This is a genomic window from Citrobacter sp. S46_ASV_140 (assembly GCF_018919545.1).
Taxonomy (GTDB): domain Bacteria; phylum Pseudomonadota; class Gammaproteobacteria; order Enterobacterales; family Enterobacteriaceae; genus Citrobacter; species Citrobacter braakii.
This window is the reverse complement of sequence record NZ_JAHLRC010000038.1, coordinates 16,275-38,566: the sequence shown is the minus strand read 5'-3', so window position 1 is coordinate 38,566 and position 22,292 is coordinate 16,275. Positions and strand designations below refer to the sequence as shown.

16 protein-coding genes are annotated in these 22,292 nt (G+C 53.0%); 8 read left to right on the top strand and 8 right to left on the bottom strand.

Features of this window, described 5'->3' with window-relative positions; translation table 11 throughout:
* Positions 1–140: 140 nt before the first annotated feature.
* The 3 genes from KQJ19_RS12045 to foxA all read left to right on the top strand — a co-directional run bounded on the left by KQJ19_RS12045 (position 141) and on the right by foxA (position 5,214).
* Positions 141–1,721, top strand: coding sequence for a methyl-accepting chemotaxis protein (locus KQJ19_RS12045; protein WP_141874884.1), 1,581 nt, complete (start codon positions 141–143; stop codon positions 1,719–1,721).
* A 279-nt stretch (positions 1,722–2,000) separates the two neighbouring features.
* The gene (locus KQJ19_RS12040; RefSeq protein ID WP_216403686.1) at positions 2,001–2,984 is read left to right on the top strand and encodes a helix-turn-helix transcriptional regulator; all 984 of its coding nucleotides are present in this window, start codon (positions 2,001–2,003) and stop codon (positions 2,982–2,984) included.
* Positions 2,985–3,105: 121 nt separating this feature from the next.
* Positions 3,106–5,214 (top strand): ferrioxamine B receptor FoxA, encoded by a 2,109-nt coding sequence (foxA, locus tag KQJ19_RS12035; protein ID WP_216403685.1) that lies wholly within the window; start codon positions 3,106–3,108, stop codon positions 5,212–5,214.
* 106 nt (positions 5,215–5,320) lie between these two features.
* Here foxA and KQJ19_RS12030 read toward each other — a convergent pair whose 3' ends face one another.
* The 4 genes from KQJ19_RS12030 to KQJ19_RS12015 all read right to left on the bottom strand — a co-directional run bounded on the left by KQJ19_RS12030 (position 5,321) and on the right by KQJ19_RS12015 (position 9,428).
* Positions 5,321–5,830: a hypothetical protein gene (locus KQJ19_RS12030; RefSeq protein ID WP_223307927.1), complete on the bottom strand. Its 510-nt coding sequence runs from the start codon at positions 5,828–5,830 to the stop codon at positions 5,321–5,323.
* Between the two features lie 183 nt (positions 5,831–6,013).
* The gene (locus tag KQJ19_RS12025) at positions 6,014–7,108 is read right to left on the bottom strand and encodes a 4Fe-4S binding protein (RefSeq protein ID WP_047499123.1); all 1,095 of its coding nucleotides are present in this window, start codon (positions 7,106–7,108) and stop codon (positions 6,014–6,016) included.
* A 219-nt stretch (positions 7,109–7,327) separates the two neighbouring features.
* A complete protein-coding gene (locus KQJ19_RS12020) occupies positions 7,328–8,716 on the bottom strand; it encodes a diguanylate cyclase (protein WP_046275627.1) in 1,389 nt (462 codons plus the stop codon).
* Positions 8,717–8,795: 79 nt separating this feature from the next.
* Positions 8,796–9,428 (bottom strand): LysE family transporter, encoded by a 633-nt coding sequence (locus KQJ19_RS12015; protein WP_016151943.1) that lies wholly within the window; start codon positions 9,426–9,428, stop codon positions 8,796–8,798.
* 273 nt (positions 9,429–9,701) lie between these two features.
* Here KQJ19_RS12015 and yahO point away from each other — a divergent pair, with 273 nt between their 5' ends.
* Complete coding sequence (gene yahO, locus KQJ19_RS12010; protein WP_016151944.1) at positions 9,702–9,977, top strand: DUF1471 family periplasmic protein YahO; 276 nt, start codon at positions 9,702–9,704, stop codon at positions 9,975–9,977.
* Positions 9,978–10,009: 32 nt separating this feature from the next.
* Here the strand turns inward: yahO and prpR are convergent, their stop codons facing one another.
* Positions 10,010–11,620, bottom strand: a complete 1,611-nt coding sequence (gene prpR / locus KQJ19_RS12005) for a propionate catabolism operon regulatory protein PrpR (RefSeq protein ID WP_046275626.1) — start codon at positions 11,618–11,620, stop codon at positions 10,010–10,012.
* Positions 11,621–11,871: 251 nt separating this feature from the next.
* On the opposite strand from prpR, the gene prpB reads away from it, so the two are divergent.
* The 4 genes from prpB to prpE all read left to right on the top strand — a co-directional run bounded on the left by prpB (position 11,872) and on the right by prpE (position 17,419).
* A complete protein-coding gene (prpB, locus tag KQJ19_RS12000; protein ID WP_016151946.1) occupies positions 11,872–12,753 on the top strand; it encodes a methylisocitrate lyase in 882 nt (293 codons plus the stop codon).
* Positions 12,754–12,833: 80 nt separating this feature from the next.
* Positions 12,834–14,003 (top strand): 2-methylcitrate synthase, encoded by a 1,170-nt coding sequence (gene prpC / locus KQJ19_RS11995; RefSeq protein WP_016151947.1) that lies wholly within the window; start codon positions 12,834–12,836, stop codon positions 14,001–14,003.
* 38 nt (positions 14,004–14,041) lie between these two features.
* Positions 14,042–15,493, top strand: a complete 1,452-nt coding sequence (locus tag KQJ19_RS11990; RefSeq protein WP_016151948.1) for a bifunctional 2-methylcitrate dehydratase/aconitate hydratase — start codon at positions 14,042–14,044, stop codon at positions 15,491–15,493.
* A 39-nt stretch (positions 15,494–15,532) separates the two neighbouring features.
* Positions 15,533–17,419: a propionate--CoA ligase gene (gene prpE, locus KQJ19_RS11985; RefSeq protein WP_216403684.1), complete on the top strand. Its 1,887-nt coding sequence runs from the start codon at positions 15,533–15,535 to the stop codon at positions 17,417–17,419.
* Positions 17,420–17,463: 44 nt separating this feature from the next.
* Here the strand turns inward: prpE and KQJ19_RS11980 are convergent, their stop codons facing one another.
* From KQJ19_RS11980 to KQJ19_RS11970, 3 genes are all read right to left on the bottom strand, one after another.
* The gene (locus tag KQJ19_RS11980; RefSeq protein WP_016151950.1) at positions 17,464–17,736 is read right to left on the bottom strand and encodes a YceK/YidQ family lipoprotein; all 273 of its coding nucleotides are present in this window, start codon (positions 17,734–17,736) and stop codon (positions 17,464–17,466) included.
* A 155-nt stretch (positions 17,737–17,891) separates the two neighbouring features.
* Entirely contained in the window at positions 17,892–19,145 is a 1,254-nt protein-coding gene (locus KQJ19_RS11975) for an MFS transporter (protein WP_016151951.1), read from the bottom strand.
* A gap of 52 nt (positions 19,146–19,197) precedes the next feature.
* On the bottom strand, positions 19,198–22,281 hold the full coding sequence (locus tag KQJ19_RS11970; RefSeq protein WP_216403683.1) for a beta-galactosidase: 3,084 nt from the start codon (positions 22,279–22,281) through the stop codon (positions 19,198–19,200).
* Positions 22,282–22,292 lie beyond the last annotated feature (11 nt).

Below are 22,292 nucleotides of genomic sequence, written 5' to 3'. Positions count from 1 at the left end.
CCCCCTGAGTAATTAATTTATTACGTGAGAATGAATGCGGAAACTTTCTAATAATTAATCATTTTACAGGTTAAGGTATTGCGTGATGTGTCGATAACAATTAAGTCGTAGAGGATTTTTATTGTTATGGAGATGTTTAAATGTTAAAGAATATGAGAATTAAAACCAGCCTGTTATTATTGCTGTTGTTATTTACCTTCATGCAGTTCTTTTCCAATGGGTTTGAGTTGGTTGATCTCAAAGGAAATCAAAAAAATACGTTATTACTACATAACATCATTAAGGAGCAGGATACCCTGCATAAGGTCGTTGAGGCTGTTTATAAGGTCAGAAGCGTTCGTGATAATATTCAACAACATAATGCGACCGATGCCCGACAGACAGTGAATCAAATGCAAGATCAGATGGCGTATGCCAGAAAACAGTTCGATATTTTCTGGGGTATTCCTGGATTGACGGCTGACGATCCGCAAATCGGTAAAGTCATCAGAACGGCTTTTGAGCAACAAATGAATGCTGAGCAAAAGTCTATTGATACATTAAATCAGATGCTTTCCAGCAACAGTATTATTAATGCACAAGAAAATGCTAATGCGGAACTGCTCGCGGCTCGCAAAAATTTCGATAACGAAGTGACGAATTATTACAAATCAACAATGCTGATTGGTGAGAAGATCGTTGCACAAACACACGTTCAGTTTAATACCTCGATCCTGAAAGTATCCGTGATCCTGGTCATTACGGTACTTATCTTCTTTATCTGTAATTTCTGGTTGAACCGGACCATCATTCAGCCTTTAAAAATCGTTTCTGAACATTTTGCGCGGATTGGTAAGGGCGATCTCAGCCATCCTGTTAAGGTATCGGGTAACAATGAAATCGGCGTACTGTGCTTAAATTTGCATAATATGCAAAAAGGCCTGCGGGAGACTGTCAGCACTATTCGCGATGGCGTTGAGTCTATTAATATCGGTATGCAGGAAATTGCTTCCGGTAATTCCGATTTATCAACCAGAACGGAACAGCAGGCTGCGGCAGTCGTTGAAACGGCGGCCAGTATGGAACAGATTTCAGTCACAACAAAAAATAATACTGATAAGTCACATCAGGCATCCGTCATGACCAGCGAAAGCACGGAAATGGCATTGCGTGGCGAGCGTTTAATGAGTGATATGGTTGAGAAAATTCACCTGATCAGCCGTAATGCGCAAGGCGTGAACGAAATATCCAATGTTATTGATAGTATTGCTTTTCAAACCAATATCCTGGCATTAAACGCGGCGGTGGAAGCTGCACGCGCTGGTGAGTCCGGGCGTGGGTTTGCCGTTGTGGCGAGTGAAGTCCGAACGCTTGCCCAGCGCAGCGCCTCCTCGGCGAAAGAAATCAGTGAACTGGTTGCCAAAGCGGCAATTAGCGTTAAGGAAGGGGTAGAGATAGCCGAAAACAGTGGCGCCATGATGGCGGATATTGCGAAGGCAATACGCAACATTAATGTCTTAATGGAAGATATCTCTGGAGCCTCAGGGGAACAGAGTCGCGGCATCGAACAGATCCGGGTTGCGGTAACGCAAATGGAGCAAGTGACTCAGCAAAACGCCTCGCTGGTTGAGGAGATAGCCGCCACGACAGGCAGTGTGGAAGAGCAGTCGGCAATGCTATCCCAGGCTGTGGCGGTGTTCCAGGTGGAAGAAAACCAGCCTGAAATTCAGCATAATAAGTAGAGTACAAACTCGGCGGGTATCGTGGTGCGTTTGACGTGCCCGTTTATGACAGTGAGAAAGGTTGAGCTGCATATGGCTCACAGACCGCAGCTCATCAGGTGTCAATGTTGCCTGATGAGCTGCGCGAGAAGAATATCGGGAATGACGTTCTCCAGCGCGATTTGAAATCGCATACGTCATGTTGATAATAATTCTCATTATTATTGTTGTGTTGTACAGGTAATGGTAATGTTGCTTCAGTTATCAACCGTTAATCCCATTTCCTGTGCAGAAGACAGCATGAACAACACCACCGCCCTGAATACGTCCAGACGCGTAGCCCGCACCTTCTCCGTCAGCGAGTTTATGGATTTTGGTGAGCGTTACGGGATCGATTACCGCTTTCCCCTGCTGGCGCAAAAGCCGGATTTGTCGTCTTGCAGCCCCGTTCTGCAGGGTGAGGTTGAGGAGATGACGCTCCCCTGCGGGATGTGTGTCACGCACTCTGATGTGCAGGTGCTACAACCCTACGAAACCACCTCCCGCCACAGCAGTCCTCTGTATATGCTGGTGGTTCTGGAAGGCTGCGTCATCCTGACGCTCAACGGGCAGGAGCATGTGGTGCGTTCCGGGATGGCGTTTAGCTCACGCCTGAGCGAGCATCAGACGATGCGTGCCCGCCATCATGCTGACTGCAAACTGCGCACGTTATCGCTCGGTCTGTATCCCGACGGCGCGTGGCGCACGGGGTTGCTCGAATCGTTGATGCGTGAGTGGGAAAGATGCGAAACGCCGACGCTTATCTGGCAGGTGCCGGGGTTTTTACTCAGCGGCCTACAGTATGCGCAGCGGAGCACGATCGGCCATGTTTCTCGCCAACTGATGCTGGAAGGGCTGATATTACAACTGTTCGGCCATGGCCTCAGCGTGTGTCAGGTTGAGAGTGGCAAGCGGCTTGCGGCAAGCGGTGAAAAGCAGCGGCTGGAGGTCGTTCGTCGTCTTCTGGAGCAGAGTCCCGAGAATGACTACACCCTCAATGCCCTGGCCCAACGCGCGGCGATGAGCCCCAGCAGCCTGCGCAGCAAGTTCCGTGCGGCCTATGGCTGTTCCGTCTTTGACTACCTGCGTGATTGCCGTCTGGAACGTGCGCGCGGCTATTTACTGGAAGGATACAGCGTACAGCAGGCGGCCTGGATGTCGGGTTATCAACATGCTACCAACTTCTCCACCGCTTTTCGGCGTCGTTACGGCTTTTCGCCTGGCGATGTGCTCAAACTTTGCTAATCCATTTTTACGTTTTGCGCACGTGCCTTCCCGACAATTTGGCACTGCGCATAGGCAACCTGGCATCCTGCATAGCTATCTCCGTTAGCAAAAAGGTAATAATTCTCACTTACAATTAGACATGCCTTTGGAGATATTCATGTTCGCGAAGACTCGGTTGGCGCTATTGGTGGGATGGGTGACCGGTAGCGTGGCTTTTCCTCTGCTGGCGCAGGAAACAACAAAAAACGATACGGTGGTTGTCACCTCGCAAATGCAAAGCGGGGCCACGAAGCTCGCCACGCCGGATCTTGAAACGCCTCAGTCGGTATCGATCATTACCCGTGAACAGTTTGAAGAGCAGGGCGCCACCAGCGTGCGCCAGGCCGTAAGCTATACGCCGGGGGTGTACAGCAATCAGATTGGTGCCTCCAACCGCTTTGACTATATTGTGCTGCGTGGTTTCTCGGATGGTAGCCTGGACAACGTCTATCTCGATGGCCTGAAGATGATGGGGGACACCAACTCACACAGCTCGCTGGTGGTCGATCCGTGGTTCCTCGAAGATATCGAAGTGGTACGCGGCCCGGCTTCCGTACTGTATGGCCGTTCTTCTCCGGGCGGTATTGTCGCGCTGACATCACGTAAGCCGTCGTTTGATGCCGGCGGAGAAGTGAAACTGTTTGCTGGCAACAATAACCAGCGCGGCGCGGCGTTTGACGTCACCGGGGCGCTGGATGATAACGATCGCGTGGCGGCACGACTGAGTGGAATGACGCGTTACGCGGACTCGCAGTTTGGCCCATTGAAGGAAGAACGTTATGCGCTGATGCCCAGCCTGACCTGGCGCATCACCGACCAGACGCGTCTGGATCTGATGGCTTATCTGCACCGTGACCCGGAAGGCGGAAGCCACTCCGGTCTGCCGTATGACGGCACCGTGGTTCCACATTACGGGCAAAAGATCTCCAACACCTTTTACGAAGGCGAGGATGATTACGACAAATACGATCGCCGTGAAAACATGGTGGGCTACAACGTTGAGCACCTGTTTGATAACGGCTGGTCGGTGCGGCAAAAACTGCGCTACCTGCATACCGACGTTGAGCTGAATCAGGTGTATGCGGCGGGCTGGCTGAATGAAACCGAGCTTAACCGCGGCTACTCCGGCTCCGATGAAAAAATGTCAGCGATTACGCTGGATAACCAACTCGACGGCAGCTTTGATACCTGGCAGGTCAACCACCGTGTGCTGGTGGGGATCGATTATCAGGATCGCAGCAACAATACCACCGGTTACTACGGTGCATTCCCGCCGATTGACGCCTTTAACCCGGTATACGGCGCGCAGCCTGATTACATCAACATGTATGCGCGTGAGAAGCACAAGCTGCGCCAGACAGGCTACTACTTGCAGGATCAGATGTCATGGGATCGCTGGCGTATTACGCTCGGCGGTCGCTACGATCAGGTGAGCGTTTCTAACATTGATAAGATCAACGATACCCGCAGCGATCTGGACAAAAACAACTTCAGCACCCGTGCTGCGCTGCTTTATTTGTTCGATAACGGCTTTGCGCCGTATGTGAGTTATTCCACCGCCTTTACGCCAACCAGCTTTGCCGATGAGAACGGCAATCTGCTGGAGCCGATGAAAGGCAAGCAGTGGGAAGCCGGGCTGAAATATGAGCCGGAAGGACTCAACAGTCAGTTCAGCGCGTCGGTATTCCGTATCAATCAGACGAATATCGCCACCAAAGAAGAGCCGACCGATCCGTACCGCTCGATTGGGGAAATTGAGTCTGAAGGGGTGGAGCTGGAGGCCATTAGCCAACTGACGGAGAGCTTCCGTCTGCAGGCGGCGTATACCTATACCGACATTCGCTATAAGAAAAGCAGCCCGGAAGAGCAGGGTAAGCGTGCAGTGTACGCGCCGCGTAACCAGGCCAGTACCTGGCTGAGCTACGATGTGAAAAGCGGTCCGCTGGATGGCCTGACGCTGGGCTCAGGCGTGCGTTATGTCAACGGTATTGCCAGCGATCGCCTGAATACTCACACCCTGCCGTCCTACACGCTGGTGGATATGGCAATTGGCTACGACTTAACGAATATCGGTATTAAAGGGTTGAGCGCTCAGTTGAACGTCAACAACCTGACCGACAAGCGCTACGTTGCAGCTTGTAATTCGCTCTCATACTGCTACTTCGGTGCCGAGCGCAGCATTGTCGGCAGCGTTTCATGGAAGTTCTGAGTATCGTTTTTTAGCCGGATGGCGGCGCTGGCGTCTTATCAAGCCTACAGATGCGTGCAAATTGTAGGCCTGATAAGCGCAGCGCCATCAGGCTGGGGGATTGCGGTTATTGCGTAAAACCGTTTTGCATACAGATCTGCGCGCTGGTTCTCAGGGTAAAGGCGACTTTGTCTGGGTACTGGCTGTAATAGTTATGCTCTTCTTCCAACCCTTTCGCCTGCGCCAGACGTACCGTTTCCAGCGAGCAGGTACGGTAGATCAGGTCTTTATTCATATTGGTCTGCTTTTCACGCTGTTTATCTGCGGACAGCGCCAGCCAGCTCTCGGACAGCGAGTAATCGTAGACCACCCGATTTCCTTTCGCCTGCACATTTTCAATGGTAATGAACTCGTCGATTTTCAGTCTTGGCTGCCCACGCATTTTTTTCTTATCTTCTGCGGCGGCATATTGGGCCAGCGCATTAATATCCATGCCTGCTATTTTCTGTTTATAGATATCGACATAAGCAGCGGGCTGCTGATAACGCTGAGCGTAAGCGTTTCTTAATTCTCCATCGCTCACCGTACAACCCGCCAGAAACAGAGGTAAAAGCAGCGCCAGTTTTATTTTAGTCATGATGTTATCCCGTTCATTATTGTGGTCCCAGTCGCCCATAACATAATAAAAAAATGATTACGGGTGATATTTAAGGTTGTATAAACGGGGGCACGATGACACAAGTGCAATAGTCTTAAAATGGCGTTACAGGCAGGAAACCCTGCCAGAATTGGCAGGGGTTTTGAGCATACTGGTAAAGCATTAATGGCCGATCATTTTTGCTTTCGGAATCAGCTGGAAATACAGGTGATCCGGCACCGGCGTATCCCAGACGTTGGCATATACCGCATAACCAATGGTGGCAAACAGAATCCCCAGCACCAGTATTGTCATGGCAATACCCGACAGTGCCGTTTGTCGCCATAACGCTTTACCGCTGCCTTTTGCACCCGGCGGTGTCTGCAGGGAAAAGCTCAATGTTGAAGCCACCGGACAGGATTCAACACAGGTCATGCAGCCAGTGCATTCCACAGTACGCACCTGAATCAGTCTGTCGACCGGGATTTTCGATGGGCAATTTTTCGCGCATTTCCCGCAATCAATGCAACTGTCGGCGTTGCGGCGGATTTTAAACGGCGAGAACAGCGAGAACAGACCAAGCAGTGCGCCGTAAGGACACAGATAACGACACCAGGCGTTGCGAATAAACAGGCTCAGGAGGCTGATAACCACCACGGAGATGAGCGTGGCGGAGCCAATATGGCGAAAGAAATCGAGCATCTTCACATCGATGATGATTCCATAGGCTGACGTCAGAAAATACTGAATCCCCTGGGCGGGCATCGACAGGGCGATATACAAGAAAAACCCCAGCAGCAGATACTTCAGGCTGAGCAGCGGGATATCCAGCCAGCGCGGCAGCGTAAAGTTACGACCGAATAATTTTCTCCCCAGATTACCGAGCAGTTCGGAAAGCGTCCCCACCGGGCATAACCATGAACAGAAAGCTTTTTTTAACAACAGGCTAATCAGGATAAACGCAACTAACAGCAGCATAGAGGCGGCATGGATGGGCGGAAGAAAACCGGTCTCTAGCGTATAGCGGAAATTCATCAAACCCGCTATCGGCAGCCATCCCTCAATACCGCCGGGCCTTGGAATATAAACGCTGGTGCCGGCGGTTTCGAAATAGCGGACCCAATACCAGAACGCCACGCCAATATAAATATTGATAGCCAGCAGGAGAAACTGGGTGGCTTTTCGCCAGCTGCTGGCGTTGCGCCAGTCATTCCACGGCAGTTTGCCCCCGGTCGTGCCTGGGCGGCGCTGCCAGCGCGTTCTCATCTTCCCGTTCATGGTTTTATAGTATCCCTCATATTTCCCCTTCTGCATTCAGAAGGCGTCATCACCGGGATATGCTAGCGCTATTCAGATTTGGTGTATTTGATTTGCATCTTATTACGCGGCTGTTATTTTCTTCATGCCAATATGCCTGAAAAATAATAACAGCCCGATATTTATCACAGGTCAGATAAATACCCTGAACGGGGTATTTATTTCTCTGCAGGGCAACGGTTATTCCTGATAAACCTCAACGCGGTCGCGGCCATTACTTTTCGCCAGATAAAGTGCGCGATCGGCTTTATCAACCAACTGTTTATAGTCGGGATGATAGTCATATTCGGCAATACCAATACTGACGGTAATAGAAAACGTTTCTGTCGCTGAGGCTGCCATGCGCATCTCGGCAATTTTCATACGCAGCGTTTCCAGAATAATACTGGCCTGTGATTCATCTGACTCGACGAGCAGAATCATAAATTCTTCGCCACCGTAGCGGAACACGTAATCGCTGCTGCGGATATGATCGTAAATGACCGCCGCGACGTTTTTGAGCGTCAGATCGCCAGTATTATGCCCGAAGTTATCGTTAATTTGCTTGAAGTAGTCGATATCCAGCATCGCCAGGGTAAAAGGCTTACGCGTATGTAACGCCAGCGAGATCTCGCGCCGCATGATGGTCGGAATAAAGCGGCGATTAAGCAACTGGGTCAGCGAATCTTTACCATTTTCCTGCTTAACCAGCGCGTCGAACATTGAGGCGAGCAGGAAATGGATTTTTGCCGATAGCTGGCGTACATCCTGCAATAAGCTCATCCGCTCGGGTTCTGTCGGCTGATGCTGATGCGACAGGGTTGTTGTCAGACGACTGTCGATCTCTGCAATCAGTGATTCCATCTTATTCAGCAGATTGCTGTTGCCGAGGATATGTTTTCCCTTATGTGATAACCACATACCGAAGTCAGAATTCGCCAGAAACACCATCTCACCGAAAGGCATTCCGGTGGCGATGTTATAGATAAACTGGTTTTCCCAGTCGGTAAACGAACGGATTTGCCGCTCGCGCTCGACGTTAACGTCATCGTAAATAGTCTGTAGACGGTACTGCTCCTGCGTGTGCATAGAGTTTTGAAAACTGGGGGAATAGGAGACCGTCATGGCCTCCAGCGCAGTATCCATTGCCAGACTGCTGAAACAGATAGCATCGCTCAGCAGGGCGGGAGTGGAATCCGCCTTTGTTTTTAACACCCTGTACAGCTCATCTTTCAGCTTGCGCGCGCCGCGGTTAACCAGATCGATGGGCAGGCCGATACGGGCATGCACCACACCAATTTTGCGCTGTTTGGCCAGCAGTTGTGAGAGGTCTTCGTGGGCGCTGCCAAGTACGCTGCGCAGCCAGTCAAACATGCTGCCGCTGAGGCGGGTACTGACCTGTTCTGTATTGAGGAACAATGCGCTCTCCGCATGGGAGAGCATATAGTCATAAAAAACGGTTACTAAATGGCGGATCTCTTCATCGCTTAACGATGTCAGGAGCGTGTGAACTTCAGGTGATGTTTGACGTAACAGCGCCTGCCATTCTGTAAGGAGTAATGTGTCGTTTACCGGTTCAACCTGTTCCATCTTACTGCCACTCAACGTGCGATTAAAAATTCAGGCGGTATTACGGACAATTACCTCACGATGGTCAAGTTAAACTCTCTTATCGATGGCTAATACCTTCATAAATAAGCCTGAGCGCGAAGACACCAATAATGGCGCCAATCACCCGGCTGGCAACCCGTTGGATTCGGCCATACGCACGGCGCACGGCGGGCAACGAAAACGCCTGGCTGAGAAAAATACGCCAGATAACGGAAGACAACACAATGCCTGCCCAGGCCATCAACCTGGCCCACGTTGGCGTGTCTGCGCTTAAGGTGACCGAGAATATACTAATAAAAAACAGCACGGTTTGCGGATTAGATAAATCCGTTAATAACCCACGGCGGAAAAACACATACCAGGGGGCGGAAAGCGGCTGCTGTAGCGTTGGCATTTGCGGTGTCGCCTGATGCCGGATGCTGTTCCAGGCAAACCACAGCAGATAGGCGCCGCCGACAATCTTAATCAACGAAAAAATCTCTTCACACTGAGTAATAAGCGTCGCCATGCCAAAGAGCCCGAGGCCGGAGTAGAACGCATCGCCTAAGGCGACGCCCAGACCGGTTATCACGCCCGCGCGTCGCCCTGACGCCAGGCTGGTTTGCACCACCACAAACAGGTTCGCGCCGGGGTTAAAAAAAGTTAAAACAAACAGGCTGACGGTGAGTACGACGGCGTGCAGAGGTTCCATAGACAACAATTCCTCAGATTCTCATAAAGTTAACACTATAATTTCAGTGCGCTGCCTGTTCTGAGGATCAACTCACACTGGCTATTGAAACTTTGAACAGGTTGACGCACTGCTACCCGGTGACCGGTTTTTTCTGCGCCGCAAAATCTCTATATATTCCTGCTGAATGTGGATTTTTTATCCAGGCTGGACTAGTTATTAATCATCCTTGAATCGCGTTATGTAATGTTCAGGGATCGATGATGGCGTAATAACAAAACCTGGAGCTGGTCTATGAAAACTGGAATTAAAGTACTTATTGGTGCATTAGCTTTTGTCGTGACCAACGCATATGCCGCGGAATTTATGACAAAACTTGAATTTGAAAAGGTTGAGTCGCAGTACACAAAAATCGGTGATATCTCAACGAGTAATGAAGTTTCTGTCTCAGACGCTAAAGAAGAGCTGCTGAAGAAAGCAGAAGAGAAAGGGGCCGATGTGGTGGTATTAACCTCCGGTCAAACGGATAATAAAATCCATGGCACAGCCAATATCTACAAGAAAAAATAATACGCTACTGTAAAAATCACGATACCCGCCGGTCATTGTATCGGCGGGTTTTCTTTTAATCTGCGCCAGAAGGTGGTTCGACTTACCCCGAGATATCGTGCAGCCGCGGTTTTATCGCCATTGAATTGCGCCAGCACCTGCTGCGGCGTCAGCGATGAGGATACCTGCGGCGCGTCAGCAGCAACGGCCAGTTCCGGTAACAGCTGCTGCAGGAATTGTACGTTCAGCTCCGGCTGCGGCTCGACGCTTAAAAACAGCGCCAGGCGCTCCATCATATTACGCAGTTCACGGATATTCCCAGGCCAGCCATAATTCAGTAACGTCGGTTGACTCAGACCCAGCCCCTTGCGCACAGGTTCAGAAAACGGCACCTCCAGTTCCGCCAGCGACTGTTTTAAAAAGCCTTCCGCCAGCGGCAGGATATCGGGCAATCGCTCGCGTAGCGGCGGTAGCGTGAGGCGCAAAATACTCAGGCGATAAAACAGATCGGTGCGAAATTCTCCCTGTTTTATCTCCTGCTCCAGATGACAGTGGGTGGCGCTAATCACCCGTACATCGACCGGAATCGGCTGATGTCCACCGACACGGGTGACCTCTTTTTCTTCCAGCACGCGCAGCAGTCGGGTTTGTAACGGCAGCGGCATTTCGCCTATCTCATCAAGAAACAGCGTTCCGCCGTGGGCGATTTCAAACAGACCCGCGCGTCCTCCCCGACGGGAGCCGGTAAAGGCGCCATCCTCATAGCCGAACAGCTCCGCTTCCAGTAATGATTCGGTGATTGCCCCGCAGTTGACGGCAACAAACGGCGGCGAAGGTTTACCGCGCCGGTTCTCCTGACGGGTGAAAAACTCACGATGAATTGCCTGCGCCGCCAGTTCTTTGCCCGTGCCTGTTTCGCCCTGAATCAGCACCGGTGCACGCGAACGGGCATAAAGCATAATGGTGTGCCGCACCTGTTCCATCTGTGCCGAGTGACCGCGCATATCCCCCAGTGCATAGCGGGTGCGCAGCGTATCGCCGGAAACGTACGGACCGTTTCTGCGCAGCGTCAGACGAGTCATATCGAGCGCATCGACAAAGGCCTGGCGCACGGTGGCCGCCGAATAGATAAAGATGCCGGTCATGCCTGCTTCTTCAGCCAGGTCGGTAATTAACCCCGCGCCGACGACCGCCTGCGTGCCGCTGGCCTTCAGCTCGTTGATTTGCCCACGGGCATCTTCTTCCGTGATATAGCTGCGCTGTTCAAGCTGCAAATTGAAGGTTTTTTGAAAAGCGAGCAGCGCGGGGAGGGTTTCCTGATAGGTAATGACGCCAATCGACGAGGTGAGCTTTCCCGCTTTGGCCAGCGCCTGTAGCACGTCAAACCCGCTGGGTTTAATCAGGATCACCGGAATCGATAAACGGCTTTTCAGATACGCCCCGTTGGAACCCGCGGCAATGATGGCATCACAACGCTCGGTGGCTAACTTCTTGCGGATATACGTCACCGCTTTTTCAAAACCAAGCTGAATAGGGGTGATGGTTGCCAGGTGGTCGAACTCCAGGCTGATGTCGCGAAACAGTTCGAACAGGCGCGTGACCGAAACGGTCCAGATAACCGGTTTGTCGTCGTTCACCCGCGGCGGAAGATGCGTATCAGCCATAACCATCCTAAAAAGTAAGGCACCGAGTATTAGGGTTTAGTTGTGTTTCATGAATGTTGCAATGAAACATGAAAGAACGTTTCATGAAACGATAGCTGACACGCTTTTGTGCAACAAAGATACAAGGATTTAATTTAATATATTGTTTTTAAAGGTAAATATATAAATTAATTAAAAATTAAGGTCTTTGGCATACCCCTTGCTTTAAATAAATCAACGAACGATAACAAGTTGATAACAAAGGACGGGATATGTCTCTACACTCCCCCGGGCAGGCGTTTCGCGCCGCGCTCAGCAAAGAAAACCCATTACAAATCGTTGGCACCATCAACGCCAACCACGCTCTGCTGGCCCAACGCGCCGGATATCAGGCGATTTATCTCTCCGGCGGCGGCGTCGCGGCTGGGTCTCTGGGTCTGCCGGATCTTGGTATTTCTACCCTTGATGATGTGCTAACCGATATTCGCCGCATTACTGATGTTTGCCCGCTGCCATTGCTGGTGGATGCGGATATCGGTTTTGGATCGTCAGCCTTCAACGTGGCGCGGACCGTGAAGTCGATTTCCAAAGCCGGTGCCGCCGCGCTGCATATTGAAGATCAGATCGGCGCCAAACGCTGCGGCCATCGCCCGAACAAGGCGATCGTCTCGAAAGAAGAGATGGTCGACAGGATCCGCGCCGCCGTGGATGCGCGTACCGATCCCAACTTTGTGATCATGGCGCGGACCGATGCATTGGCGGTGGAAGGGTTAGAGGCCGCCATCGATCGTGCCCAGGCGTACGTCGAAGCAGGCGCGGATATGTTGTTCCCGGAAGCCATTACCGAGCTTGCCATGTACCGTCAGTTTGCTGATGCGGTACAGGTGCCGATCCTCGCCAACATTACCGAATTTGGTGCTACGCCACTGTTCACCACTGATGAACTGCGCAGCGCGAACGTCGCGATGGCGCTGTATCCACTGTCGGCCTTCCGCGCCATGAACCGCGCTGCGGAAAAGGTTTACAACGTGCTGCGCCAGGAAGGAACGCAAAAGAGCGTTATCGACATTATGCAGACGCGCAACGAGCTGTACGAAAGCATCAATTACTACCAGTTCGAAGAGAAACTCGACGCGTTGTATACCAAGAAGTAACCGTCGTAGGCCGGATAAGGCGTAGCTGCCATCCGGCAATAAATTTGTACCCTACATATTATAAAAATGACGAGGACAACATGAGCGACACAACGATCCTGCAAAATAGTACCCATGTCATTAAACCTAAAAAATCGGTTGCGCTGTCAGGCGTCGCCGCCGGAAATACCGCGCTGTGTACCGTAGGCAAAAGCGGTAACGACCTGCACTATCGCGGCTACGATATTCTCGATCTGGCGCAGCAGTGCGAATTTGAAGAAGTCGCGCACCTGCTGATCCACGGGAAATTGCCCACCCGTGATGAGCTCACCGCCTATAAAAGCAAATTAAAAGCGCTGCGCGGGCTGCCCGCAAACGTGCGTACCGTTCTGGAAGCGCTGCCTGCTGCCTCGCACCCGATGGACGTGATGCGCACCGGCGTCTCCGCGCTGGGCTGTACGTTGCCGGAAAAAGAAGGGCATACCGTCTCCGGTGCACGCGATATTGCCGACAAGCTGCTGGCATCGCTCAGTTCTATTCTCCTGTACTGGTATCACTACAGCCATAACGGCGAGCGTATTCAGCCGGAAACTGACGATGATTCCATTGGCGGCCACTTCCTGCATCTGCTGCATGGCGAAAAGCCGTCGCGAAGCTGGGAAAAAGCGATGCATATTTCGCTGGTGCTGTACGCCGAACACGAATTCAACGCCTCCACCTTCACCAGCCGCGTGATTGCAGGGACCGGATCCGATATGTATTCCGCGATTATCGGTGCGATTGGCGCACTGCGTGGTCCGAAACACGGCGGGGCGAATGAAGTATCGCTGGAGATCCAACAACGCTACGAAACGCCAGACGAAGCGGAAGCGGATATCCGTAAACGCGTTGAAAACAAAGAAGTGGTGATTGGCTTTGGTCATCCGGTTTACACCATCGCCGACCCGCGCCATCAGGTGATAAAGCGCGTGGCGAAACAGCTTTCTCAGGAAGGCGGTTCGCTGAAAATGTACAACATCGCCGACCGTCTCGAAGACGTGATGTGGGAAACGAAAAAGATGTTCCCCAACCTCGACTGGTTCTCGGCAGTCTCCTACAACATGATGGGCGTCCCGACTGAAATGTTCACACCGCTGTTTGTCATCGCCCGCGTCACCGGCTGGGCGGCGCACATCATTGAACAGCGCCAGGACAACAAAATTATCCGTCCTTCCGCCAACTACACCGGCCCGGAAGATCGTGTCTTTGTCGCGATAGATCAGCGTTGCTAATGCAAAACCTCTAAATATAAAAAACAGGAACCCTTGTTATGTCTGCACATATTTCGAACGTACGCCCGGAATTTGACCGTGAAATCGTTGATATCGTTGATTACGTCATGAATTACGAGATCACTTCGACGGTAGCGTATGACACCGCGCATTATTGCCTGCTTGATACCTTAGGCTGCGGGCTGGAAGCGCTGGAATATCCGGCCTGTAAAAAACTGCTGGGGCCGGTAGTCCCAGGGACTGTGGTGCCGAACGGCGTGCGCGTTCCGGGCACCCAGTTCCAGCTCGACCCGGTGCAGGCGGCGTTTAACATCGGCGCGATGATCCGCTGGCTGGACTTTAACGATACCTGGCTGGCCGCGGAATGGGGGCATCCTTCCGATAACCTCGGCGGCATTCTGGCCACGGCTGACTGGCTGTCACGCAATGCGGTAGCGGTGGGGAAAGCGCCGTTAACCATGAAAAAAGTGCTCACCGGAATGATTAAAGCCCATGAAATTCAGGGCTGCATCGCGCTGGAAAACTCTTTTAACCGCGTCGGTCTCGATCACGTCCTGCTGGTCAAAGTGGCCTCCACGGCGGTGGTCGCCGAGATGCTTGGCCTGAACCGGGATGAAATCCTCAACGCGGTGTCGCTGGCGTGGGTTGACGGGCAGTCTCTGCGTACCTATCGCCATGCGCCAAATACCGGCACGCGTAAATCCTGGGCAGCTGGCGATGCAACTTCGCGCGCGGTACGTCTGGCACTGATGGCGAAAACCGGTGAGATGGGGTATCCGTCTGCGCTGACGGCGAAAACCTGGGGCTTTTATGACGTCTCTTTCAAAGGCGAATCGTTCCGCTTCCAGCGCCCGTACGGCTCTTATGTGATGGAAAACGTGCTGTTTAAAATCTCCTTCCCGGCCGAGTTCCACTCGCAGACTGCGGTAGAGGCGGCGATGACGCTGTACGAGCAGCTACAGGCTGCAGGGAAAACGGCGGCGGATATCGAAAAAGTGACCATTCGTACGCACGAAGCCTGTATCCGTATCATCGATAAAAAAGGCCCGCTGAATAACCCGGCGGATCGCGATCATTGCATCCAGTATATGGTCGCTATTCCGCTGCTGTTCGGGCGTTTAACCGCGGCAGATTATGAAGACGGCGTGGCGCAGGACAAACGCATTGATACCCTGCGCGAGAAGATCAACTGCTTTGAAGATCCGGCCTTTACAGCCGATTACCACGATCCTGAAAAACGCGCCATCGCGAATGCCATCACCCTGGAATTCACCGACGGATCACGTTTTGAAGAAGTGGTGGTGGAGTACCCAATCGGCCACGCTCGCCGTCGTAACGACGGGATGCCGAAGCTGGTCGAGAAGTTCAAAATCAACCTGGCGCGTCAGTTCCCGACCCGTCAGCAGCAGCGCATTCTGGATGTCTCCCTGGACAGAACTCGCCTGGAGCAGATGCCGGTCAATGAGTATATGGATTTGTTTGTTATCTGAAACCCGACTCATCAGGCGTAAGTTCAACAGGAGAGCATTATGTCTTATAGCGAGTTTTATCAACGTTCTATTACGCAGCCGGAGTCGTTCTGGGCCGAGCAGGCCCAGCGTGTTGACTGGCAGCAGCCGTATACGCAGGTACTGGACCACAGCAATCCGCCGTTTGCCCGCTGGTTTTGCGGCGGGACGACCAATCTGTGCCATAACGCCATCGACCGCTGGCTGGAGAAACAGCCCGAGGCGCTGGCGCTGATTGCTGTGTCATCAGAAACCGAAGAAGAACGCACGTTTACCTTTCGTCAGTTGTATGACGAAGTGAATATTGTGGCAGCGATGCTGTTGTCGCTCGGCGTACAGCACGGGGATCGGGTACTGGTTTATATGCCGATGATCGCCGAAGCGCACATTACGCTGCTGGCCTGCGCACGCATTGGGGCGATCCATTCGGTGGTGTTCGGTGGTTTTGCTTCGCACAGCGTGGCGGCACGCATCGACGACGCCCGACCAGTGGTTATCGTTTCGGCGGATGCCGGGGCGCGCGGCGGCAAGATCCTGCCCTATAAAAAGCTACTCGATGATGCGATCGATCAGGCTCAGCATCAGCCGCGTCATGTGGTGCTGGTCGACCGCGGTCTGGCGAAAATGGCGCGGGTGGAGGGGCGTGACCTCGACTTTGCCGCGCTACGCCAACAGCATCTCGGCGCACGGGTGCCGGTTGTCTGGCTGGAATCGAATGAAACGTCCTGCATTCTCTACACCTCCGGGACAACCGGTAAACCGAAAGGCGTTCAGCGCGACGTTGGTGGCTATGCGGTCGCGCTGGCGACCTCGATGGACACCATTTTCGGCGGCAAAGCGGGCGGCGTGTTCTTCTGCGCGTCGGATATCGGCTGGGTGGTTGGGCATTCCTATATCGTGTATGCCCCGCTGCTGGCGGGGATGGCGACGGTGGTTTACGAAGGGCTGCCAACGTACCCGGACTGCGGCGTATGGTGGAAAATTGTTGAGAAGTATCAGGTCAGCCGGATGTTCTCGGCCCCGACCGCCATCCGCGTGCTTAAAAAATTCCCGACCGCGCAAATCCGCAATCACGATCTCTCCTCGCTGGAGGTGCTGTATCTGGCGGGTGAGCCGCTGGACGAACCGACCGCCAGTTGGGTAACGGAAACGCTGGGCGTCCCGGTTATCGACAACTATTGGCAGACTGAATCCGGCTGGCCGATTATGGCTATCGCCCGCGGGCTGGACGACCGACCGTCGCGGCTGGGCAGTCCTGGCGTGCCGATGTACGGCTATAACGTGCAGTTGCTCAATGAGGTGACCGGTGAACCTTGTGCGGCGAACGAGAAGGGGATGCTGGTGATTGAAGGGCCGCTGCCGCCGGGCTGTATTCAGACTATCTGGGGGGATGACGCGCGGTTTGTGAATACCTACTGGTCGCTGTTTTCCCGCCAGGTGTACGCCACCTTTGACTGGGGCATTCGCGATGCCGATGGCTATTACTTCATTCTGGGCCGTACGGATGACGTGATCAACGTGGCCGGACACCGGCTGGGGACGCGCGAGATAGAGGAGAGTATTTCCAGCTATCCAAACGTCTCCGAGGTGGCGGTAGTTGGCGTGAAGGATGCGCTGAAAGGGCAGGTGGCGGTCGCGTTTGTTATTCCAAAACAGAGCGACAGTCTGGAAGACAGCGACATTGCCCATTCGGAAGAGAAGGCGATTATGGCGCTGGTGGACAGTCAAATTGGTAATTTTGGTCGTCCGGCGCACGTCTGGTTTGTGTCGCAACTGCCGAAAACACGCTCCGGCAAAATGCTCAGACGGACGATTCAGGCGATCTGCGAAGGCCGCGATCCTGGCGATCTAACGACCATTGACGATCCCGCATCGTTGCAGCAAATCCGTCAGGCGATCGAGGAGTAACGTCGTGTGATGCCCGGTGGCGCAATGCTTACCGGGCCTACGTGTTAATCAACTTTCTTATACGGCCCGTGATAGTAATCAAACGGCGCATAAACCGTATCGGCCACGAACGATAACGGCACATCAACAAATAACAGCGCTAAATCGAAATAGTTATAATCGTAAGCGCCCGGGTTTTTTAGTTTATCAATATCATGGCGCATACCCACGTAATACGTATCTGAATCCTCGCCTGCCGTGCGCGCATCAATGCTGCCACATCCTGTAAGTAATACGCTGATAAAGAGCGTTGTTACCGCAACCGTCTTTTTGCTCATGCTATGACCTGGCTTCTCGCCCCGTTTTACCATAACGATAAAAAAGCGGCGTGTTGTCCTCGGAACTTAAACCACCAGGTCAGGACTCATCGTGTGAGGATGGCACATCGAAGGCCGGATAAACCACGTGAGTGGTGTATCCGGCAAAGAGGCTTTTACAGCGTGACGCTTTCGCGACGACGCAGCAGAGAAAACGGCCCCGGTCCACTTAGGGTAAATACGGAAATCAACGTGAAGCTCAGCGCAATTATCCCAAGCACCAGATACGCCCCCTGGAAACCAATGCTCTCATACATTTTTCCGGCCAGAACTGACATGAAAATCATTGCTAACTGTTTGAAGAAACAGAAGCACACCAGGTAAATTGTGGCCGAGAAGCGCACTTCAAACTGACTGGTGATGTATTTGAAGCAACCGACGATCAGGAACGGTATTTCAAACATATGCAGCGTTTTGAGAATGACGACCTCCAGCGCAGAGGTAGCGAAGGAGGAGCCGATGATCCGCACCGACATTATCGTACCGGCCAGCAGCAGGGCGTTCTTTCCGCCAATGCGGTTCACAATCAGGGGCGCAAAGAACATGATAGAGGCATTAAGTAATTCCCCCATGGTTGTGACGTAGCCAAACACACGGGTACCCTGTTCGCCGGTGGCAAAGAACGAGGTAAAGAAGTTGGCGAACTGCTGGTCAAACACATCATACGTACAGGAAACGCCGACCACGTACAGGGAGAGGAACCAGAGTTTCGGTTGTTTAAATAACTCCAGCGCCAGCTTCAGACTGAATGCCGAGTTGTTGGCGCCTACCGCATCCGCAACTTTTGCAGAAGAGGGGACCTCTGTTTTTGAAAAGAGCAGCAGCAATGCCAGAATGACCGCACAGCCGGAACCTAACCAGAAGACAAACTGGTTATTGATGGTGAACATAATCCCGGCAATCGAGGCGCACAGCGCCCAGCCTACGCAGCCAAACATGCGCGCGCGACCAAATTCAAAATTGCTTCGGCGGCTGGCTTTTTCAATATAGGCTTCAATCGCCGGGGCGCCGGCATTGTAGATAAAGCCAAGGTAAATCCCGCCGACAATCGAACCCAGTAAAATATTAACCTGTAATAACGGGCCAAAGACGTAAATAAAGAATGGGGCAAACATTACCAGCATTCCGGTAATTACCCACAGCAGGTGTTTACGCAGGCCAAGCTTATCGGAAAGCAGTCCGAAAACAGGCTGGAATAATAACGAAAATAGTGAAATACAGGCGAAAATGATCCCGGTGTCACCTTTACTGATATGGTTTACATCGTGTAACCAGATAGGGAAGAAGGGGAAATAGGCACCCATAATGAAAAAGTAAAAGAAAAAGAAGAAGCCGAACATCCAAAAGTTAGTGTTTTTCAAATAATACATAATGGACTTCCTTACGATGAATGCGGGCAGGGGGGAACCTGCCCGATTATTATTATTTTTGACCCCAGACCAGCTGGTAGTGGTAGCGTCCGGCACTCAGCAGGAACTCTGGTGAAACGGAAGGACTCCAGGAGTCGTCACCGCCCACGCCCATATGGAAGCCATCAATATTGACCCAGGTACCTGCCTCCGGTTGCAGCAGATGGCGGTGGCTGGTTTCCATCAGTTGCTTCTGGCTAAAGCGGCTGATGTTGAACAGGAAGTCCCCTCGCCATTGATGCGCGCCGTAGCGTAGCTCACGCGTGTTGCAGCGCAGACCGTTTTCGCCAGGGAAAACATACGGGGTGTACATCTCATCAAGCGACAAATCCCAACGATCAAAACAGGCGGCGCTCAGACGATCCGGGTAGTTCTCATGTGGGCCGAGACCTAACCAGTTCACGCGCTCAGCGACCTGCGCCAGCTGGCAGCTCAGGCCGATGCGGGCCGGATGTGGCGTGCCGCTGGCGACGTCGACATCCACCGTTATCTGCATCTCACCATTGCCGTCAATACGGTAGCTTTTTCGGCTGACGAACAGCGTTTCGCCCTGATACTGCCACGCATGTTCGGTGGCGATCAGTACCGCATTGCTTAGCGTGTCGGCAGCACAGTGCAGTAACGTTGCTTCGACCAGATAATGACCGGCGGCTTTCCAGCGTTCGACCCAGGCGTTAGGGTCGATGCGGGTTGACTCGCTCACGCCGATGTCGTTGTCCAGCGGCGCGCGGGTGAACTGGTCAGTAAGCGGGGTTAACAGCTGGGCTGCGTCGCCAATCCAGTACTGTGTCAGCAGGCCAGACTGACGGTCGAATTGCCAGCGCTTGTCGTTGATCTCAACAGTAAAGGTGTTTTCGCTCACGTTCAGCAGTGGTGCGGTACGGGCAGTTGGCCGTGGCGCCAGGCTGAGTTTCTCTTCCAGCTTCCATTGCTGCCAGGCGCTAATGTGCCCGGCGTCTGACCATGCGGTGGCCTGAGGTTGCTCTACGCGTACCGTTAGCCATAACTGGCCGGCGGTTTCCGGTAGCGGGACATCTGGCAGGGTAATCACCTGGCGACTCTGTGGGGCGATATCCAGCACGATTTCTCCGGCGGCCAGCGGGTTGCCATCCTGGGCAATCGACCAGTGCAGAACTTCGTTATCGCTGTGGCGGAACAGATATTCGCTGGTTATTTCAATCTGGCGTTTGGGTCCCGGCAGCAGCGTAAACTGGAAAAACTGCTGCACATGTTTGGCCTCGTATAATGCCGGATGCAGGGTGCGATCGGCGAACACCAGGCCGTTCATGCAAAACTGACGATCGTTAGGCGTGTCGCCAAAATCACCACCGTAGGCAGACCATGCCTTGCCGTTCTCATCATATTTAATCAGCGACTGATCTACCCAGTCCCAGACAAACCCGCCCTGTAGGCGCGGAAATTGACGGAACGCTTGCCAGTATTTGGCGAAGCCGCCAAAACTGTTGCCCATGGCGTGGGCGTATTCGCAGAGGATCAGCGGACGCTGCTCGCCGGGCATCGACAGCCACTTTTTAATCGACCATTTGGGTACCGCGGGGAAGGGCTGATCCTGATCGACGCGGGCGTACATCGGGCAAATAATGTCGGTTGCCGTGGTATTTGCGCCGCCGCCTTCATACTGTACCGGACGGGACGGATCTTCTGATTTTATCCAGCGGTAGAGCGCGTCATGGTTGGTGCCATGCCCGGATTCATTGCCCAGTGACCAGATGATGATGCTCGGGTGGTTGCGATCGCGTTGCACCATGCGCGTGACGCGCTGGCTCATGGCTGGCAGCCATGCGGGATCGTCGGTGAGGCGATTCATCGGCACCATGCCGTGGGTTTCAATGTTGGCTTCGTCGACCACATACAGGCCGTAGCGATCGCACAGGGTGTACCACAATGGATGGTTCGGGTAATGGGAGCAGCGCACGGCGTTAAAGTTATTCTGCTTCATCAGCAGAATATCCTGCACCATCGTCGCCTCGTCCATCACCTGACCGTTGACCGGATGGTGCTCATGACGGTTGGTGCCGCGAATCAACAGCGGCTTACCGTTGAGTAACAGCAGGCCGTTTTCAATACGAACCTGACGAAAGCCGACATCACAGGCTTCCGCTTCAATCAGCGCTCCGTCAGCGGTACGTAACTGGACCACAGCGCGGTACAGATTAGGCGTTTCGGCACTCCACAGCGCCGGGTTTTCGACGTTCAGACGCAGGGTAACCCGATCATGATAAGCGCCGCGTTCATCAATAATTTCGCTGCCGAGCGGGGAAGTCGTTTCGTGAGTGAGCGTTTCACCGTCCCACAATTGCAGGGTGACGCGTAAATCTTCGCACTCGTTGCCCGTCACTCTGACTTCTGTTTCCAGCGTGGCGCGGCTGAAATCGTCGTTAAAACGGGGGTTAATGCGCAGGTCGCGGATTTGCGTAGTGGGCTTATGCAGCAAAGATACATCGCGAAAGATCCCGCTCATGCGCCACATGTCCTGGTCTTCCAGATAACTGCCGTCGCTCCAGCGCAGCACCATCACTGCCAGGCGGTTTTCGCCTGGCAGCAGATAATCGCTAAGATCGAATTCAGACGGCAGGCGGCTGTCCTGACCGTAGCCAACCCAGCGACCATTGCACCACAAATGAAACGCGGAATTCACCCCGTCAAAAATAATGCGCGTCTGACCTTCATCTAACCACGCGTCTTCGATACTGAATGTGAGCGAGTAACATCCTGTCGGATTCTGCGCTGGAACGTACGGGGGGTTAACCGGGATCGGGTAGGTGACGTTGGTATAAATTGGCGCGTCGTAACCGTCCATCTGCCAGTTAGAGGGGACGTTGATGGTATCAGCCTGTGGCAGATCGCTTGTCAGCCAGCTTTCCGGCACGGCCTCAGGCGCGGAAAACCAGGCGAACTGCCACTTGCCATTCAGCGAGCGTAACTGAGTTGATCGCTGATTGGTGCGCGCATCATCCGCTGAGCGCCAGCTACAAAACGGCGGGTGCGCCTCCAGGCGGTTGAGCTGCGTGACGCCGGGATTTTCCCAGTCACGGCGGGCCAGTACAGCGGAGAGTGAATCTGTGTTCAGGTTCATAACGGTATCCT

Coding starts and splice junctions, on each gene's coding strand:
- KQJ19_RS12045 (WP_141874884.1), top strand. CDS start 141: ATGTTAAAGAATATGAGAATTAAAACCAGCCTGTTATTATTGCTGTTG.
- KQJ19_RS12040 (WP_216403686.1), top strand. CDS start 2,001: ATGAACAACACCACCGCCCTGAATACGTCCAGACGCGTAGCCCGCACC.
- foxA (WP_216403685.1), top strand. CDS start 3,106: ATGCCTTTGGAGATATTCATGTTCGCGAAGACTCGGTTGGCGCTATTG.
- KQJ19_RS12030 (WP_223307927.1), bottom strand. CDS start 5,830: ATGACTAAAATAAAACTGGCGCTGCTTTTACCTCTGTTTCTGGCGGGT.
- KQJ19_RS12025 (WP_047499123.1), bottom strand. CDS start 7,108: ATGAACGGGAAGATGAGAACGCGCTGGCAGCGCCGCCCAGGCACGACC.
- KQJ19_RS12020 (WP_046275627.1), bottom strand. CDS start 8,716: ATGGAACAGGTTGAACCGGTAAACGACACATTACTCCTTACAGAATGG.
- KQJ19_RS12015 (WP_016151943.1), bottom strand. CDS start 9,428: ATGGAACCTCTGCACGCCGTCGTACTCACCGTCAGCCTGTTTGTTTTA.
- yahO (WP_016151944.1), top strand. CDS start 9,702: ATGAAAACTGGAATTAAAGTACTTATTGGTGCATTAGCTTTTGTCGTG.
- prpR (WP_046275626.1), bottom strand. CDS start 11,620: ATGGCTGATACGCATCTTCCGCCGCGGGTGAACGACGACAAACCGGTT.
- prpB (WP_016151946.1), top strand. CDS start 11,872: ATGTCTCTACACTCCCCCGGGCAGGCGTTTCGCGCCGCGCTCAGCAAA.
- prpC (WP_016151947.1), top strand. CDS start 12,834: ATGAGCGACACAACGATCCTGCAAAATAGTACCCATGTCATTAAACCT.
- KQJ19_RS11990 (WP_016151948.1), top strand. CDS start 14,042: ATGTCTGCACATATTTCGAACGTACGCCCGGAATTTGACCGTGAAATC.
- prpE (WP_216403684.1), top strand. CDS start 15,533: ATGTCTTATAGCGAGTTTTATCAACGTTCTATTACGCAGCCGGAGTCG.
- KQJ19_RS11980 (WP_016151950.1), bottom strand. CDS start 17,736: ATGAGCAAAAAGACGGTTGCGGTAACAACGCTCTTTATCAGCGTATTA.
- KQJ19_RS11975 (WP_016151951.1), bottom strand. CDS start 19,145: ATGTATTATTTGAAAAACACTAACTTTTGGATGTTCGGCTTCTTCTTT.
- KQJ19_RS11970 (WP_216403683.1), bottom strand. CDS start 22,281: ATGAACCTGAACACAGATTCACTCTCCGCTGTACTGGCCCGCCGTGAC.